The organism is Candidatus Poriferisodalis sp., from assembly GCF_965214215.1.
Classification (GTDB): Bacteria; Actinomycetota; Acidimicrobiia; order Acidimicrobiales; family Poriferisodalaceae; genus Poriferisodalis.
The window spans coordinates 2,185,140-2,200,102 of the sequence record NZ_CBDCBD010000003.1 but is presented as its reverse complement, the minus strand read 5'-3'; the positions used below and the strand labels follow the sequence as shown (position 1 = coordinate 2,200,102).

Annotated in this window: 9 protein-coding genes; 5 read left to right on the top strand and 4 right to left on the bottom strand. The window is 67.6% G+C overall.

The window, feature by feature from the left end; genetic code table 11:
• The first annotated feature begins 130 nt into the window (after positions 1-130).
• From gltB to ACOOF5_RS12380, 3 genes are all read left to right on the top strand, one after another.
• The gene (gltB, locus tag ACOOF5_RS12390) at positions 131-4,999 is read left to right on the top strand and encodes a glutamate synthase large subunit (RefSeq protein ID WP_420439572.1); all 4,869 of its coding nucleotides are present in this window, start codon (positions 131-133) and stop codon (positions 4,997-4,999) included.
• On the top strand, positions 4,992-6,449 hold the full coding sequence (locus ACOOF5_RS12385; protein WP_420439570.1) for a glutamate synthase subunit beta: 1,458 nt from the start codon (positions 4,992-4,994) through the stop codon (positions 6,447-6,449). The genes gltB and ACOOF5_RS12385 overlap by 8 nt, the downstream gene beginning before the upstream one ends.
• Positions 6,450-6,510: 61 nt before the next feature.
• Positions 6,511-7,959, top strand: coding sequence for a Zn-dependent hydrolase (locus ACOOF5_RS12380; RefSeq protein WP_420439568.1), 1,449 nt, complete (start codon positions 6,511-6,513; stop codon positions 7,957-7,959).
• On the opposite strand, the gene ACOOF5_RS12375 is transcribed toward ACOOF5_RS12380, so the two are convergent.
• From ACOOF5_RS12375 to ACOOF5_RS12360, 4 genes are all read right to left on the bottom strand, one after another.
• Positions 7,952-8,599 (bottom strand): hypothetical protein, encoded by a 648-nt coding sequence (locus ACOOF5_RS12375; RefSeq protein ID WP_420439566.1) that lies wholly within the window; start codon positions 8,597-8,599, stop codon positions 7,952-7,954. The two genes, ACOOF5_RS12380 and ACOOF5_RS12375, sit on opposite strands and share 8 nt — an antisense overlap.
• Positions 8,600-8,605: 6 nt before the next feature.
• A complete protein-coding gene (merB, locus tag ACOOF5_RS12370; RefSeq protein WP_420439564.1) occupies positions 8,606-9,097 on the bottom strand; it encodes an organomercurial lyase in 492 nt (163 codons plus the stop codon).
• A gap of 138 nt (positions 9,098-9,235) precedes the next feature.
• Positions 9,236-10,009: a GOLPH3/VPS74 family protein gene (locus ACOOF5_RS12365; RefSeq protein ID WP_420439562.1), complete on the bottom strand. Its 774-nt coding sequence runs from the start codon at positions 10,007-10,009 to the stop codon at positions 9,236-9,238.
• 24 nt (positions 10,010-10,033) lie between these two features.
• A complete protein-coding gene (locus tag ACOOF5_RS12360) occupies positions 10,034-10,819 on the bottom strand; it encodes a DUF192 domain-containing protein (protein WP_420439560.1) in 786 nt (261 codons plus the stop codon).
• Positions 10,820-10,901: 82 nt separating this feature from the next.
• Between ACOOF5_RS12360 and ACOOF5_RS12355 the strand changes: the two genes are divergently transcribed.
• Together ACOOF5_RS12355 and ACOOF5_RS12350 are read left to right on the top strand one after the other, a co-directional pair.
• A complete protein-coding gene (locus tag ACOOF5_RS12355; protein ID WP_420439558.1) occupies positions 10,902-13,913 on the top strand; it encodes a cytochrome P450 in 3,012 nt (1,003 codons plus the stop codon).
• Positions 13,914-14,035: 122 nt separating this feature from the next.
• Positions 14,036-14,890 carry an SDR family NAD(P)-dependent oxidoreductase gene (locus tag ACOOF5_RS12350; RefSeq protein ID WP_420439556.1) on the top strand — a complete coding sequence of 285 codons (855 nt, stop codon included), beginning with the start codon at positions 14,036-14,038 and terminating at the stop codon, positions 14,888-14,890.
• Positions 14,891-14,963 lie beyond the last annotated feature (73 nt).

Genomic DNA, 14,963 nt, shown 5'->3' with positions numbered 1-14,963 from the left:
AGAGCGGGTATCGTCATCGCTTGCCCAGCAGGGCCAACGACGTCCCTGCAGCCACCGAGTCCCAACACGGGAACTCGACTCGCATGCGCACCGGCGAAGCCGGCGCTGACAGCTCACCGGGACGTCGCCGATGCCCATCCATGACACTGCGACAACTGACACTCCGACCGCGGGCGTGGTGCCAGGAGCGAAAGACCGGCCTGCGGTACGCGCCGGCCCCTTCACGACCCCACCTGCGGCACAAGGCCTCTACGACCCGGCGTTCGAGCACGACTCGTGCGGTGTCGGCTTCGTTGCCGACATGTCGGGCGTGCCGAGCCGGGCCGTCGTCGATCAGGCCTTGCAATGCTTGGTCAACCTCGACCATCGCAGCGCCACTGGAGCGGAGGCAAACGTCGGAGACGGCATCGGCATAACCGTTCAGGTTCCCGACCGATTCCTGCGCGCCGTCTGCGACTTCGAGCTTCCGACGGCTGGCCGTTATGCCGTCGGCACGGCCTTCCTGCCTCGCACTGACCCCGACGCTGCTGCCGCCGCGATCGAGGCGATCATGGTCGACGAGGAACTCGAGGTACTCGGCTGGCGCGATGTCCCGACCGATCCGTCATCGCTCGGCAAGTTCGCCACCGATCCGATGCCGGTGTTCCGGATGCTGTTCGTGGCTGCGCCCGCCGCTGCGGCGAACGCGCACGAGGTGCCGACGGCCCCCGGCGCCGAGCATCTCGACGGACTGGATCTTGAGCGGCGTGTCTATGTCGCTCGCAAGCGCACCGAGCACGAGATCGATCCCGCCCCGTACTTTCCGTCGCTGTCGTGCCGCACCCTCGTGTACAAGGGAATGCTGACCTGCAGCCAGTTCGCGGAGTTCTATCCCGACCTGGTCGATCCCCGCATGGAGTCAGCGCTCGCGTTGCTGCACTCTCGCTTCAGCACCAACACGTTCCCCTCGTGGCCGCTCGCACACCCGTATCGCATGCTCGCCCACAACGGCGAGATCAACACGGTGATGGGGAATCGCAACTGGATGCGGGCACGAGAGGGCACGCTGTCGAGCCCGCTGTTCACCGATGCCGACGGCAAGAACGAACTGGAGCGCACGTACCCCGTGTGCACGACCGGCGCGTCGGACACCGCCAGCTTCGACGAGGTGCTCGAGCTGCTCCATCTCGGCGGGCGGAGCCTGCCCCATGCAGTGCTGATGATGATTCCTGAGGCCTGGGAGAACCATGCCCGCATGCCCCAGGACCGCCACGATTTCTACGAATTCCATGCCTCGTTGATGGAGCCGTGGGACGGCCCGGCCAGCATCGCCTTCACCGATGGCACGGTCGTGGGCGCCGTGCTCGACCGCAACGGCCTGCGGCCCTCCCGCTACTGGGTCACCTCCGATGGCCTCGTCGTGATGGCATCCGAAGTCGGCGTGGCCGACATCGATCAGGCGAAGATCATCCAGAAGGGGCGCTTGCAGCCGGGACGCATGTTCCTCGTCGACACCGCGCAGGGCCGCATCGTCGGCGACGACGAGATCAAGCGCGACCTGGTGAATGCCGAGCCTTACGGAGACTGGCTGGCCGATGGGCTCGCGCACCTCGAAGACCTGCCGCCTCGATTCAATCTGACGCCGCAGCACGCCTCGGTGACGCTGCGCCAGCGCACGTTCGGCTACACCACCGAAGAACTGCGGATCCTCATCGCGCCGATGGCCCGCACGGGCACCGAACCGATCGGTTCGATGGGCACCGATACGCCGATCGCGGTGCTCTCGAAACGCTCGCGGCTGCTCTTCGACTATTTCAGCCAGCTGTTCGCACAGGTCACCAACCCGCCGCTGGATGCCATCCGCGAAGAATTGGTCACTTCCACGAAGGCCAAGATCGGCCCCGAGGGGAACCTGCTGATGCCAGGTCCCGAGTCTTGTCGGCAGATCGTGCTGCCCTCCCCGATCCTGTCGAATGAGGATCTGGCGAAAATCCTGTACATCGACGAGGATCTGCGGGCCGCCCGATCACAGACGAACGGCACAGCGCCGCATGGAGCGGCGTCAAGCAGCACAGCGCCGCATGGAGCGGCGTCAAACAGCCCAGCGCCGCATGGAGCGGCGTCAAGCAGCACAGCGCCGCATGGAGCGGCGTCAAGGAGCACAGCGGCCTCGAACGACACCGCGGCCGACACGACGCACCAGTACAAGCCGTTCGCTGTCGACGGCTTGTACGCCGTCGACGAGGGCGGACCGGGTATGGAGCGTGCGATCGCGGACGTCTGCGAGCAGGTCGACGAGGCGATCGCCGACGGCGCCCAGATCATCATCCTCTCGGACCGCTACAGCGACGCGCAGAACGCGCCCATTCCCTCGCTGCTGTTGACAGGCGCCGTGCATCACCATCTGGTGCGCAACAAGACCCGCACGATGGTGGGCCTCGTCACCGAGTGCGGGGATGCCCGCGAGGTGCATCACATGGCCCTGTTGCTGGGCTACGGCGCCAGCGCCGTCAACCCGTACCTCGCCTTCGAGTCGATCGACGACATGGTGCGTGGAGGCGTGATCACCGAGGTCGACCAGCGCGCCGCCAAGCGCAACTACATCAAGGCATGCACCAAGGGCGTGCTCAAGGTGATGTCAAAGATGGGGATCTCGACGGTGGCCAGCTACACCGGGGCGCAGGTCTTCGAATCTGTAGGTCTCGGGGAAGACGTCATCGATCGCTTCTTCACGGGAACCACCTCGAAGCTGGGCGGTGTGGGTCTCGATGTGCTCGCCGCCGAGGTCGCCCAAAGGCACCAGTTCGCCTACCTCGACAACCCCACCGAGGCCGCCCACCGCGATCTGTGGGCGGGCGGTGAGTACCAGTGGCGGCGCGAGGGCGAGTACCACCTGTTCAACCCCGAGACCGTATACAAGCTGCAGCACTCCACCCGCGCCGGCCGTTACGAAGTCTTCAAGGAGTACACCGAACTGGTAGACGATCAGTCCACTGAGCTGGCGACGCTGCGCGGCCTCTTCGAGCTGTGCCCGGCGCCCGGCGGGCCGATCCCGATCGACGAGGTGGAGCCGGTCTCGGCGATCGTGCAGCGATTCTCCACCGGAGCGATGAGCTACGGCTCGATCTCGGCCGAGGCGCACGAGACGCTGGCAATCGCCATGAACCGCATCGGTGGCAAGTCCAACACCGGCGAGGGCGGCGAAGACCCTGAGCGTTACGTACCCGATCCCAACGGAGATCTGAGACGGTCGGCCATCAAGCAGGTCGCCTCAGGGCGCTTCGGCGTCACCTCGCAGTACCTGACCAACGCCGACGATCTGCAGATCAAGATGGCCCAGGGTGCCAAGCCCGGCGAGGGCGGCCAGCTGCCGGGTCCGAAGGTCTGGCCGTGGATCGCCAAGACACGCCACTCGACACCCGGCGTCGGGCTCATCAGCCCGCCGCCCCACCACGACATCTATTCGATCGAAGACCTCAAGCAGCTCATCCACGATCTCAAGAACTCCAACCCGCAGGCGCGCGTGCACGTCAAGCTGGTTGCCGAGGTGGGCGTGGGCACCGTCGCCGCCGGCGTGTCGAAGGCCAAGGCCGATGTGGTGCTGATCTCGGGCCACGACGGCGGTACCGGGGCCTCTCCGCTGACGTCGCTGAAGCACGCTGGCGCCCCATGGGAGCTGGGCCTCGCCGAGACGCAGCAGACGCTGTTGCTGAACGGCCTGCGAGACCGGATCGTGGTGCAGACCGACGGGCAGCTGAAGACGGGGCGCGACGTGATCGTGGCAGCACTTCTGGGCGCCGAAGAATTCGGCTTTGCCACGGCCCCGCTGGTGGTCTCGGGTTGCATCATGATGCGCGTCTGCCATCTCGACACCTGTCCTGTGGGCGTGGCGACCCAGAACCGCGAACTGCGCAAGCGCTTCGGTGGCCGACCCGAATTCGTCGTGAATTTCTTCGAGTACATCGCGCAGGAAGTCCGTGAATACCTGGCGATGCTGGGCTTCCGATCACTGCCCGAAGCCATCGGACGGGTGGATCGGCTGGACACCACCGCTGCAGTAGCGCACTGGAAGGCGCACGGCCTGGACCTGTCGCCGATCCTGGCTGAGCCGCAGACACCGTGGCCGCAGGATCGCTATTGCACCCAGAGCCAGGACCATGGCCTCGCGCTGGCGCTGGACCGCCAGCTCATCGAATTGGCGGCGCCTGCGCTTGAGCGCCGCGAGCTGGTGCGGGCGGAACTGCCGATCAGCAATGTGAACCGGACCGTCGGAACGATGCTCGGCCACCGAGTCACCTCCGCGCATGGCGGCGACGGTTTGCCGGACAACACGATCGACCTGACCTTCAACGGGTCGGCTGGGCAGAGCTTCGGCGCATTCGTGCCGCGCGGTGTGACGATGCGATTGTTCGGCGACGCCAACGACTACCTCGGCAAGGGGCTGTCGGGCGGGCGTCTGATCGTCCGGCCGCCTCGCGAGACGAACGCTGCGTTCGTGGCGGAGGACAACATCATCGCTGGGAACGTCATCCTGTACGGAGCGACGGGTGGCGAAGCGTTTATCCGCGGGACCGTCGGCGAGCGATTCTGCGTGCGCAACTCCGGAGCGACCGCAGTCGTCGAGGGCGTGGGCGATCACGCCTGTGAGTACATGACGGGCGGCATGGTGGTCGTGCTCGGCAGCGTCGGCCGCAACTTCGGCGCAGGCATGTCAGGAGGCGCGGCGTTCGTGTACGACCCCGATGACATCTTCTGGCGAAATCTGAACGCCGAAATGGTCGATCTGGAGCCACAGCTCGACGACGCCGATGCCGAATCCGTGCGCGCAGCACTGCGCAAGCACCTCGCCGAGACTGATTCGGCCCCGGCCCAGCGCATCCTGCGTCGCTGGCACAGTGAGGTGCGCAGCTTCCGCAAGGTGATGCCGAAGGACTACCGGCGGGTGCTCGAGGCCCGGGCCGCTGCCGCCGAAGGGGGCCAAGACCCTGACGAGGCTGTGATGGCGGCTGCACATGGGTGATATCCGGGGATTCATGCGGCACGACCGGGAGCTGCCGACGCGGCGCCCGGTTCCGGTGCGCCTGCGCGACTGGCGGGAGGTCTACGAACCGTTCGCCGACGAGGACCTGCGCACCCAGGCCAGCCGCTGCATGGACTGCGGCGTGCCGTTCTGCAACTCGGGCTGCCCGCTCGGCAACATCATCCCTGACTGGAACGATCTCGTCTACCGCGACCGCTGGCACGACGCCATCGAGCGACTGCACGCAACCAACAATTTCCCTGAGTTCACCGGCCGACTGTGCCCGGCGCCGTGCGAGGGCGCGTGCGTGCTCGGCATCAACGCCGATCCGGTCACGATCAAACAGGTCGAGGTCGCGATCATCGACAAGGCTTTCGAAATGGGCTGGGTGCGCCCCGAGCTGCCGGCTTCGCGCACTGGTCACAGCGTGGCCGTGGTGGGCTCGGGACCGGCTGGGCTCGCTGCGGCGCAGCAACTCACCCGCGCCGGACACGACGTCACGGTGTTCGAGCGCGCCGATCGGCTCGGCGGCCTGCTGCGCTACGGCATTCCCGAGTTCAAGATGGAAAAGCACCACATCGAACGGCGTCTCGACCAGATGAGCGCGGAGGGCACGAAGTTCCGCACGGGCGTCGAGGTCGGCGTAGACATCCCGGTGGCGGACTTGCAGGCCGACTTCGACGCGCTCGTGCTCGCAGGCGGTGCAACCCAGTGGCGCGATCTGCCGATTCCGGGTCGTGAGCTCGACGGCGTCCACCAGGCAATGGAGTACCTGCCGTGGGCCAACAAGGCGCAGGAAGGCGACCTCGACCCGTTCGATGTGCCGATCAGCGCCGAAGGCAAGCGGGTGGTGATCATCGGCGGCGGCGATACCGGCGCCGACTGCCTGGGCACCGCACACCGCCAAGGCGCGGCATCCGTGCACCAGTTTGAGATCTTGCCGCGGCCGCCCGATGAGCGGGCTTCGGCCAACCCGTGGCCGACCTATCCGATGGTCTACCGGACCTCCTCGGCTCACGAGGAAGGCGGTGATCGGATGTACTCGGTCAACACCGAGGAGTTGCTGAGCGACGATTCCGGCACGGTGCGAGGCCTCAGGGCGCACGAGGTCGTGTTCAGCGACGGTCGATTCTCCAAGGTGGAGGGCACCGAATTCGAACTCGAATGCGAGCTCGTGCTGCTGGCAATGGGTTTCGTGGGACCACAGCAGGAGGGCTTGTTGGCCCAGCTCGGCGTAGAGACCGATGCGCGCTCCAATGTTGCGCGCGACGACGATTACCGCACCAGCGTCGACGGCGTGTGGGTGTGTGGCGACATGGGCCGCGGCCAGAGCCTGATCGTGTGGGCGATCGCCGAGGGCCGAGCGTGCGCCGCAGCGGTCGACGAGGCGCTGATGGGCCATACGGCTCTGCCGAGCCCGATGCCCCCCTCGGCCCGCCCGCTCAGCTGAGCAGCGGCCAACGGCGTGGCGACACGGCGGCTGAGCGCGGACGGATTCGGGCGTCGCCACAATGGTGGTGCCGCAAACGGAGGTGGCCACTGTGAACGCAAGCCCGTATCCGGTGAACGGCGAGCGCCTGTGGCAAACGCTCCATTCCTTGGCAGAGATCGGGGCAACCGCAGCAGGTGGCGTGGCCCGGGTGGCGCTCACCGATGAAGATCGGGCGGGGCGTGACCAATTCGTGACCTGGGTGCGTGAGCTGGGCTGCACGGTGCACATCGATCAGATGGGCAACTTGTTCGCCCGCCGTGAGGGCAGCGATCCCAGGCGCGCACCAGTGGTGATCGGCAGCCATCTCGACAGCCAGCCCACTGGTGGCCGCTACGACGGTGCCTACGGCGTGATGGTGGGCCTCGAGGTGCTGCGCGTGCTCCACGACAACGAAGTCATCACCGCTGCCCCGGTCGAAGTGGTGTCGTGGACGAATGAGGAAGGGGCACGATTCCCTCCGGCCATGATCGGCTCCGGCGTCTATGCGGGGGCGTTCAGCCTCGACGATGGACTGGCAGCGCCCGGAGTCGACGGCACCACGCTCGGCGGTGAGCTGGCTCGAATCGGCTACGCGGGCACCGAGCCATGCGGCGAGCCAGCCAGCACCGAGCCATGCGGCGAGCCTGACAGCGCCGGCCGCCGACCGATCGGGCACTACATCGAACCGCACATCGAGCAGGGCCCGATCCTGGAGGCGGCCGAGGTCACGCTCGGCGCTGTGACGGGGGTGCAGGGCATCCGCTGGTACGACGTGACGATCGAGGGGCAATCGGCGCACGCTGGCAGCACCCCGATGGGGCATCGCGCCGATGCCATGGTCGCCGCCGCCCGGCTGGTGTGCGAAGCCGACGAGATCGCGGCGCGCCGGGCACCAGAGGGGCGCGCCACAGTGGGCACCCTGTCGGTCGGCACCGGTTCGCGCAACACCGTGGCAGGCTCGGTTTCGCTGACGGTGGATCTGCGTCATCCTGACGCCGCCGAGTTGGAAGCCATGCACGACGAATTGCTGGCTTTCGCCGACGGCCCGGCGTTCGGCCCGCAGCACAGCGCCGCATCGAGCGGAGTCGGGCAACACAGCACCGCAACGAGCGGCGTCGGGCAGCACAGCGCCGCATCGAGCGGCGTCGGGCAGCACAGCGCCGCAACGAGCGGCGTCAGGCAACACAGTTGGCGGTCACTCCCCCGCCCCCAGATCACACCCATCTGGTATTCGCCGCCGATCGTGTTCGACCCCGCCGTCGTGGATGCCGTGCGTCAAGGCGCCGTCGCGGCAGGTTTCGAGCCGGTCGACATCACCTCGGGTGCCGGTCACGATGCTTGCTATGTGTCGATGGTTGCGCCCACCGGGATGCTGTTCATCCCCTGCGCCGACGGCCTGTCGCACAACGAAGCCGAGTCGATCCTGCCCGAGCACGCCACGGCAGGCGCCCAGGCCACGCTGAACGCGGTGCTCGCGCTGGCTAGTTGAGCTCGGCCAGCGATTGGCACTTGAGGATGGCCCGCGCAGATTGCTCCATGGCCGTCCAGCCGGGCTGATCGGCCACCTCGCCCCCCCAGCCCATCTGCGCCAAGCGGTGGGTGAGCCGCACGTCGCCGGCACCCACGTCGGCTCGCGCAAGCCAGCCGGTGGCTGCCTGAACGTCGCGTACCGCCGACCGTCGAGTGTCAGTCCACAACTGAGGGTCAGCACCCGGCAGCGCGTCGGCGGGTACGGCCACGATCATCGCTCTGGCGGTGTTGCGCCAGTGACGGGCAGTCTCGGTCGGCACCGCTGCAGGCCAGGCGCGCATCAGGCTGTGTTCGACGCTGCGGTCGTCGGGCGATGCCCCGTCCACCGCGCCGATGTCGACCTTGCTGAGCCCCGCCGCCGCCGCTGTCGTAGCGCGCACGTCGGGTCGAGGCGGCGACATCCGTTCCCGCAGCTCGTCGAACGCCGCGGCGCCCTCGGGCCCGCTCACCCAGGAAATGAAGTCGCTGCGCGCACGCGCCCGGAACATCGGCGATGCGAACGTCTCCGCCCACCATTCCACGGGCCGCAGCAGGTGGGCCATGCGGGGGTCGTATTCCTCCCAGTTGCGGGCGTGCTCTTCCGACCGGAAGAGATTCATGCCCGCTCAGCGGAACGGCCGGCTTGCGGCGTCGCCGCCGACCATGCTGCGGGTGTAGCCGACCATGGTCGGCGGGTCGATCGACGTGATCTCCTCGTCACGCATCACGATCCGCAGCGGATCGCCCCCCAGCAGACACGGCGCATCCACCGTGACGGTCCGGCCCGGGAACAGCCAGCGGCACGCCAAGGCCTCGAAGCCGCATTGGGCGAACCAGCGCTGCTCGCCGTCGACGCTCACCCGGTATTGGGTGGGCTGGTTGTTGAACGGCGGGAACGACGCGATGTAGTCGGTGCCCGGATGCAGCCACGCCGGCGTGAGATCGATGATCCGCGCAATGACGGCCTTGGCGCGCCCAGGCTCGACGCCCAGCGTGCGGGCCAGCTCGGCATAGTGGGGCGCGACGCCGGTGGAGACGATCTCGCCCATGATCGCTGCATAGGCAGCGTCGAGTTCCTCTAGCGGAATCTGCTTCGGGTCAGTCAGTGCTCCTGCCATGGGCGCGACTGTAGGACTTCACCGTCAGAAGCGGGGGCGGCGAGAACACCACAGCGTCGGAGCTGCGTGAGCTGCTCGGCGTGCCCGAGCGGTCTTGCAACGGGAAGATGCGGGAAATGCGACCTTCCGACCGCGCTGCTAGAGCATGAAGCGGCTGACTGTGGAGCTGGCCAGCCACATCTCGATGTCGCGGATGGCCTGTGTCATGGCCTGACCGATCAGGTCCAGCTTGCGCACTTGCTCGATGCGGGGCGTCGCTTGTTCCAGCTCGGCCTTGGACAGCAGCTCACCGAAGATCCCGCACGCATCGGCGAGCGCGATGATCACGATGTCACGCGGACTGGGGATCTCGTCGCTGAACAGCACGCCCATGATGCGCAGCTTCACTTCGCGCTCGGCCTTTCCGTCGACCATCGGGTAGCGGCGCGATCGGAACACCCACAGGTGACGATCGTCCTTGCGCTCGAGAATGCCTTGGTCGACCAGCCGGGCGAAGGCTTCCTCGCGGATGCCCTCGGCTCGTGACGCCACGAACTCCACCCAGTGGCGGGCGTCGCTCTCGGACTGCTGGGCAGCGATCTGGGCCAGCGTGGGATCCAGCAGGCCGTCGCCGATCGGCGTCGCGTCGATCAGCACGAGCTTCTCCAGATCGGTGTCGATCCGGTTCTCCATCGCCAGGTCCATGAGCACCGAGCCGGCAATCACCCGGTCGAGCGTGCGCTCGGGCACATGAATCAGCTTGCCGTCGTCGTCTCGCAGCAGCAGGAGCAGAATTTCCTCGGCGAATCTCAGCATGGTCCCGATCCAACTCCCGTCATGTCGGCAGCGCAGCGACACCGCAGGCGGCCGCGGCATCGCAGCGTAGTTGGCGCTGGAGCGATCCGGATTCGTGCGCGTTGGCTGCAATCGCATGTGCGTTCATCGCATGCCCGGGCACTACTCGACGGTCACTTCGACGAAATCGGCATCGGCGAGGCCGATGTCGAAGGCCGCGCCGATGGGATGCTCGATCGCGTAGCGGTAGGGGCCGGCTGGGAGGTAGCGCTCGCATTCATTCGACGGCGTCGGCGCAAGGCACGGCGCCATGTCTGTCCCGGAGACCACGGAACCGTCCGCGGCGACGAAGGTGATCCGCAGCGGCAGCGGCGTATCGCGCATCCAGAATGCGCCCGAGGTGTCCCCTTCGAAGATGAACACCATTGCGGCGTAGCCGCCCATCGCCGCAAAATCGGTCACGCCCATGAGGCCACGCCGCCGTGCTTGGGAGGTGTCAGCGATGATGACTGGCCACACCTGCATGCCGGTGGGACCGCTCACACCCAGCACTCCTTCGCCGAAGCCCGCCGGTGGCTCTGCGGTCGCCAGAACGTCCCGGACGTGGGCAGGCGAATCCCCGTCGGTCGTGGCTGGGCCCAGCACATCCGACGCGACCGTCGGGGGCGGCAGCACGGCGTCATTCCCATCCGCCGTGGTCTTCGTGATGGCGGGCTGTGGTGAACCCGCGGCGCTGGCGGTCTGGGGGGGCAGGAAGGTGCCTGACAGAGCGGCTGCGATGGGTGCGCCGGTGGTGACCGTCACGACGGTGGGCGCCGGGGCCGCAGCGGTGACCGCGGGGCCGGTCGGCGGCACGAGACCACCACCGCGTGTCGACTCGTGTACCGCGCAGCTCCCCAGAACCGCCGCAACGGCGATCAGCACTGTCAGCCGGCGGAATTGCTGCACGGCGTCAGTCTGTCGGAGCGCGTGACCGATGCCGACGCGATGCGCGGTGGCATTTGCCGCCGGGCGTGATGAGATGGGGGCCGTGAGCAGCACTGCGGCCGCAACGGAACCGACGCGTACGGTCGACGACGCAGGGGCGGTGCCATTTGCCGACTTCGCCATCGGGGAATTCGCCGATCTCGTGGCAATGAGCCGGGAACTCGGCCGTACCGGGGACTGGGTCGTGCAAACGCCGTTCGGCCTGTTCGTCCACGGCTACGACGAGGCCCGGTCCATCTTGCGCGATCCTGCGTGGATCTCGGTGCTCGCAGGTGTCGCAATGCTCGACGGCACTGGGCCGGCTGGCGGCGGGTCGCACAGCGCCGGGTCAAACGGAACAGGCCGCACATCGGTGAACTTCAGCGCCCTGATGGCACGAGCGAGCGGAGATGCGCCCGTTGGGACCGGCGGGGAGGCGATGCGGGCCCGCCCCAACGTGCTCTCTGTCGAAGGCGACGACCACCGCCGCCTGCGACGGCTCTTCGGTCGTGCGTTCACTCCTGCCGCTGCGGACCGGCTGCGTCCGTTCATGGCGGCACATGCGTCGACGCTGGTTGACCGGCTGGTGTCTGCCGGCGGCGGCGAGGTCGTCTCGGAGCTGTGCGATCCGTATCCGGTGCCGGTCATCTGCCGGCTGCTCGGCGTGACCGACGACGACTGGGGCCAGTTCGGCCGCTGGGCCGAGACGATCTTCGGACTCTTCGACGGCGACGCCGAGGCCGTGGTGGGCAGGCTCGGCGACATCGCGGTCGCCCAGGCCGAGCTGGGCGCGTACGTCGTCGACCTGATCGAGCGTCGGCGCCTCGAACCCGCCGACGACCTGCTGAGCGAGCTCATCGGCATTTCCGACGAGGGCGACCGGCTGAGCGAAGACGAGCTCATCGGCATGGTCGAGGCATTGCTGATCGCAGGCACCGACACAACGCGCAACCAGCTCGGCGCCACCTTGGCAGTTCTCGCCGACCGGCCCGAGCAGTACGCGGCGTTGCGGGCCGATCCCGACCGCATTCCGGCCTATGTGGAGGAATCGCTGCGCTACATCGGGGCCGTGCGCACCGCGATGCGCGTCGCCACCGCCGACGTGGTCGTGAACGACTTGCTGTTCCCGGCGGGCACGGTGGTCATGATCGGACTGCACGCCGCCAGCCTCAGCGGGGGGTGCCCCCGACACAGTGCGACCTCAGCACAAGACACCCACGCCGAGCTTGACCGGGCCGGCCTTGATCCCTACCGGTTCGATCCCTCAGTCCCCCGCGAGCATCCGCACCTCGCATTCGGCAGCGGCGCACACCACTGCCTCGGCGCATTCCTGGCCCGAGCGGAGCTGGCTGAGGCGCTGCGTGCCTTCGTCGATCGTGTCGAGAGCTTCGAGCTGAGCGAACCCGTGCAATGGAAGCCGCTCTCGCTCGGAATCTGGGGTCCCTCGCGCATGCACTTGCGGCTGAACACCCCGCCATTGGCGGAACGCATGACTGCGGGGACACTGCCGCCTGCCAGCACACCTGTCGATCTTGGGACCTCAGCGGAGCGGGACCGCTACCTGGCCGAGATCGCGCCCTTGCGCCGAGCAATCCACGCCAGCGTCCCCGAGCTGATCGCCCGCCCTCGATTCCCCCCGCTGATTCGACTCGTCACCACTGCAGCACGCATCGGCTGGGCGGTCTACGCCGGCCGGCTGCTGGACCGCCGGCTCAGTCCCGACGAGCGACGCGAGCAGACCTACCGCCGCCTGCGGCTGGCCGCCACCAAGCTCGGCCCTGCCTACATCAAGCTGGCGCAGCTCATCGCAGCGGGCGAGGGCGTATTCCCCGACGCGCTCGTCGCCGAGTGTCGACAGTGCCGAGACCAGGTCCCGGCCGAGCCGTGGCCGGCAGTCCGCGCAGTCGTCGAGGATGATCTCGGACCCCTCGAGGGACGCTTCTCGCATTTCGACACTGAAGCAACCGCGGCGGCCTCCATCGCCCAAGTCCACGCGGCTCGACTTCCCGACGGCACCCAAGTCATGGTCAAGGTGCAGCGGCCCGGCATTCGCCGACGTGTCGAGCGCGACCTGGCGGTGCTGGCGTGGGTCGCCCCGAAGCTGGTAGGCCGCATACCGATCACGGCGCTGGCAAACCCGCCGGCGCTCGTGGAGCTGTTCGCCGAGACCATCACCGAGGAACTGGACTTCCGGGTGGAGGTGGCGAACCTCTTCGAGGTCGACCGCGCGCTGCGTGCCACCACGACCGGTCGCTGGCAGGTGCCTGAGCCGGTCCTCGACGGTGTCACCGAGCGTGTGATCGTGATGAGCCGCGTGGCGGGAAGGCCGCTCAGCGAGCTGCGGCCCGACGACCTCGCCGACGGCGAGGCGGCAGCGATCTTCCGCCAGATGAACGATGCGCTGCTGCACGGCGCCTGCGTCACGGGTGTGTTCCACGGCGACTTCCATGCCGGCAATGTGTTCATCGACACCGAAGGGACCCCGCCGGGCCAGCCGCCTGTGATCGGCTTGGTCGACTTCGGCATCACCGGCCGGCTCGAAGGCCCCAAGCGGGTGGCATTCCTGCGCTACGTGGTCGGCCTGCTCACCGGCGACTTGGAGTCGCAGATCTCCGGGATGATCGACCTCGGCGCATTCGGCCCCGGCAGCGATCCCGAACAGGTCATCGCCGAGCTGCGTCTGGATCGGCCCGGTTTCGACCCCCTGGAGCTCACCGAAGACGAGTTCACCGCGGAATTTCGGGCGCTGATCTCTGGGCTGCTGGCGAACGGCGCACGCATACCCAAGGAGCTGATGCTGTTCATCAAGAACTTCGCCTACCTGTGCTCGGTGACCGGCGAGCTGGAACCCGAGATGGAGGTGCTGGCCCAGTTCGAGCGCATCGCCTCGTCGTTCTTTGCACGCAACGGGGTCCGGATGGCCACCGAGATCGGCTTCTCGCCGTCTCCCGATGCCGTCGACAAGCGCATCATCCGCCAGGCCATGGGCATCTCGCCCCGGCACGAACGGGTCACGTGGCGGCTCATCCGCGGGCGGCGCGAGGGCCTGAAGTCTCGGGTGAGCAACTCCGACTGAGCGGAGTCGTTCAGCCGACCTGCTGTGCGCAGATGGGGCATGATCTGAGCCGCATCGCAGGTTGGGCCTCGATGCAGGGATCCGGCGGGGACGTCGGTGTCAGCGCGAGAGCGGGAGGAACCATGGCAGCAAGTGGCACATCGGCGTCGGGCGGTACTGCGGGCCGCATGGCGGGCAAGGTGGCCGTCATCACCGGCGGGGCGTCGGGGATCGGGCGGGCCTGCGGGCTGCGTTTCGCGGCTGAGGGCGCGTCAATCGTGGTGGCCGACCTGAATCCTGATCGGGCGGCGAACGTTGTCGCTGAGATCAACGATGTGGGCCGCGATGCCATCGCGGTCCAGGTGGACACCTCCGATCAGGAACAGAACGACGCCATGGCCGATGCCGCGGTGGATGCCTTTGGGCGCATCGACGCATGCGTGGCCGCTGCGGGAATCTCGCATTCGGGCTACGTGAGCCGTGAGATCGAAGAGCAGGCCGGTCAGGACCGCTTCGACCGCGGCGACCTGTACTTCATCGACAAGTCGCTCGAATCGTGGCAGCGGGTGATCGACGTGAACCTGACCGGCGTGATGCTCACCAATCAGGCCGTGGCCCGCAAGATGAAGGACAACGGCGGCGGGGCCATCGTCAATATCTCCTCGATCGCCGGCACCAATGTGCTCAAGGGCAGCTCCGACTATTGCGTGTCGAAGGCCGGCGTGTGGATGCTGACCCGCTGCGCTGCCCTAGAGCTCAGCCGCTACGGCATCCGTGTCAACGCCGTAGGGCCCGGCTACATCCAGACATCCATGAGCGGTGCGGTGCTGGGCAACGAACGGTGGGTGCAAGAGCGTGAGCGCGAGACGCCGCTCGGCCGCCTCGGCGAGCCCAACGACATCGCCAACGCGTGCCTGTACCTGTGTAGCGACGAGGCCAGCTTCGTGACCGGCGAGATCATCTTCCCCGACGGCGGCGTCATGGCTGCTGGCCGCTGACCAGACGTGCGACAGACCGACGAGATCGAGAGTCAGCGTGGTCGTGAGACAACGCGAGCGTGATGAATTCCCC